The organism is Myroides sp. DF42-4-2, assembly GCF_030326445.1.
Classification (GTDB): Bacteria; Bacteroidota; Bacteroidia; order Flavobacteriales; family Flavobacteriaceae; genus Flavobacterium.
Genome location: NZ_JACAKI010000047.1, coordinates 405 through 2,921 on the forward strand (window position 1 = coordinate 405; position 2,517 = coordinate 2,921).

Annotated in this window: 4 protein-coding genes and 1 pseudogene; 4 read left to right on the top strand and 1 reads right to left on the bottom strand. The window is 30.3% G+C overall.

Annotated features, from left to right (window positions below; translation table 11 throughout):
• Window positions 1-401: 401 nt before the first annotated feature.
• A pseudogene (locus tag HX062_RS16020) lies at window positions 402-881 on the bottom strand (site-specific integrase); the annotation flags it as partial.
• Here HX062_RS16020 and HX062_RS16025 point away from each other — a divergent pair.
• The 4 genes from HX062_RS16025 to HX062_RS16040 all read left to right on the top strand — a co-directional run bounded on the left by HX062_RS16025 (window position 836) and on the right by HX062_RS16040 (window position 2,470).
• Window positions 836-1,039 carry an HNH endonuclease gene (locus HX062_RS16025; RefSeq protein ID WP_286468122.1) on the top strand — a complete coding sequence of 68 codons (204 nt, stop codon included), beginning with the start codon at window positions 836-838 and terminating at the stop codon, window positions 1,037-1,039. The pseudogene HX062_RS16020 and the gene HX062_RS16025 sit on opposite strands and share 46 nt — an antisense overlap.
• An 11-nt stretch (window positions 1,040-1,050) precedes the next feature.
• Window positions 1,051-1,539 (top strand): YrhA family protein, encoded by a 489-nt coding sequence (locus tag HX062_RS16030; RefSeq protein WP_286468119.1) that lies wholly within the window; start codon window positions 1,051-1,053, stop codon window positions 1,537-1,539.
• 188 nt (window positions 1,540-1,727) lie between these two features.
• Window positions 1,728-1,973: a hypothetical protein gene (locus tag HX062_RS16035; RefSeq protein WP_286468120.1), complete on the top strand. Its 246-nt coding sequence runs from the start codon at window positions 1,728-1,730 to the stop codon at window positions 1,971-1,973.
• 11 nt (window positions 1,974-1,984) lie between these two features.
• Window positions 1,985-2,470 (top strand): hypothetical protein, encoded by a 486-nt coding sequence (locus HX062_RS16040; RefSeq protein ID WP_286468121.1) that lies wholly within the window; start codon window positions 1,985-1,987, stop codon window positions 2,468-2,470.
• The last annotated feature ends 47 nt before the right edge of the window (window positions 2,471-2,517 follow it).

A 2,517-nucleotide genomic window follows, 5' to 3' on the forward strand; every position in this document is an offset into this window, starting at 1 on the left:
TTTGTGTCTATATACCCCTCTTGGGATCTATAATCCCTCTTTCTTTTTTCCAAAGCTCGCTTTGTGGGTACTTTTTGGAAATAAAAAAAACACAAGACCGAATGCAATGAGGGATTGGTTTTCTTTGTGTCTATATACCCCTCTTGGGATCTATAATCCCTCTTTCTTTTTTCCAAAGCTCGCTTTGTGGGTACTTTTTGAAAATAAAAAAAGCACAATGCCGAATGCAATGAGGGATTGGTTTTCTTTGTGTCAATATACCCTTGTACGGGATCTATAATCCCTCTTTCTTTTTTCCAAAGCTCGCTTTGTGGGTGCTTTTTGAAAATAAAAAAACAAGGATAAGCGTAGCTTATCTGTTTTCTTTGTGTCTATATACCCCTCTTGGGATATCTAATCCCTCACTTTAATGGAGAGTTTTTCATAGATTTATAATCAGAATGTCCTGTCCATTTCATCACTACTTGTACAGGTATTCCCAAAGATAAAGCAGTACATATAAAGGTTCTTCTTCCTACGTGAGTACTAAGATGCTCGTGTTTAGGTTTTACTTCATCAATTCGCTTATTTCCCTGATAATATGTTTCTCTAATAGGTTCATCTATTCCAGCTTCTTGACCAAGTGTCTTAACATAGTCATTCATCTTCTGATTAGAAATAACAGGCAACGCTTTATCATCTTCAAAAGGTACATCTTTATATTTATCTAAAATAGTTCGACTGTGTTTATTTAGTTCCACTCGTAGAAGATCGTTTGTTTTTTTGGTTACAAACTCAATGACATCATTGTTGATGTCTTGTTTGGTAAGATTATAAGCATCTGAATATCTAAGCCCTGTGTAACAACAAAAGAGAAGTACATCATAAACTCCCTTTAGATGATGGAGGAACTAACGATTTTAGTAATTTAGTATTAATCAAAAACGATCCATATCATCAGGCATTAACAAACTATCAAAAAAAAGTGACAAAAGGAATGAAAGCAGGTGAAAGTAAAACAGTCACTTGGTATACAATGGAAGGAAATATCTATCCTTAAAATAAAATAGTATGAAAAAAATTAATGAACTAATTAATGATCTTGTAAAGGTTAAAAATAAATATAATGAAGTTATTCAACCATCAGTATCTAATAAACAGCTAGGTGAATTAGATAAACTGTTTACCGAACAATTTAGTGTTAATTTATCCGAAATCTACAAGAATATTTTACAAATAACCAATGGGTTTAATGAAAATGGGGTATTCTTGTATGGCTCAGAAACAGCTCTAATAATTGGATATGATGATGTTTTTTTAAGCGGAATCATAGATTCCAACTTTAATTGGCACACTAATGAAGATTTTGCAAAGTTTATCTTTTATGCGGATAGTGACCTTTACTTATTCGTACAAGAAATAGAGACAAAAGTATTTAGCTTTCGACCAAGAGATAACTTTGATGAAGTGTTATTAGAAACAACAGACGATGAGTTATTCTTTCAGATAATTTTAGAATGTGCTTTAGAAGGAGGAATAGAAGAGAAATATTGTGAATAATAAAAAAAGAGATTCAGATTATAACTGAGTCTCTTTTTGCTTTAAACTGTTCAAATGTGTTCGTATTCTGAACAGTTAGTTGTTGATTACAAAGAATGGTTATTGATTTGTAGTACAGTAAAGTAAGTATCATTATTAAGTAATTAGCAAATAAGTATGATGCTAAAATAGCTAATAGTGAAATAATATTGAAAGAAGGGACAGATCCTAGATTAGCAGCACACTCAGAATTAAGTGCCTTTGACCAAGCTCTTAAGGCAAGAAGAGAAGCAGGAATACATGTAGATAGAAATTCTATTAAAGAAATGAGTTTAAGTAATAGAGATATACAACCAAGAGTAATTGATAAAAATAATGGAATTCCTCCCCTTAAACCAAGATGTGAGAACTGTGAATATTTGACTGATGGAATTCAACTACATGGACACAAATAATATAAAAAAATATGATGAGATTAGAAGATATAGACCACTCGCTTTATGTGGAAGATGATGTAAATGGGATAGTAACATACTATTTAGACCCAGAATTAACAAAGCCTTATACGGGAGTAATATATAATAAATGGCGAGGTAAAATAGAAAGTGAAGCAGAATTTATAGATGGTTTAAAAAATGGATTAGAATACATTTATAATGAAGATGAAGAGGTAATACAGATTAATGAATGTAGAGGTAATGTAATTTTTGGAGTAGTTAAAGAATATGAAAAAGAAAGCTTGAAATCAGTAAGTATAGTTTATAATAATAGTTTTTTAAAAATACTTAATGTTAATTTAGAAGATTTTAATGTATTAAGACATTATGATAATCAGTATGGCAATGAATTACCTCACTATTTAAAATCTCTATTACAGTTATCAAATAAGCAATTAATAGAATATGAGTTTAAAAAAGATAATCCTTATTTAAGACCTCCTTATAATATTTGAAGTCGTTGTAAGATTAAAAAATCTAAATATGATATTAGCAGTAGATG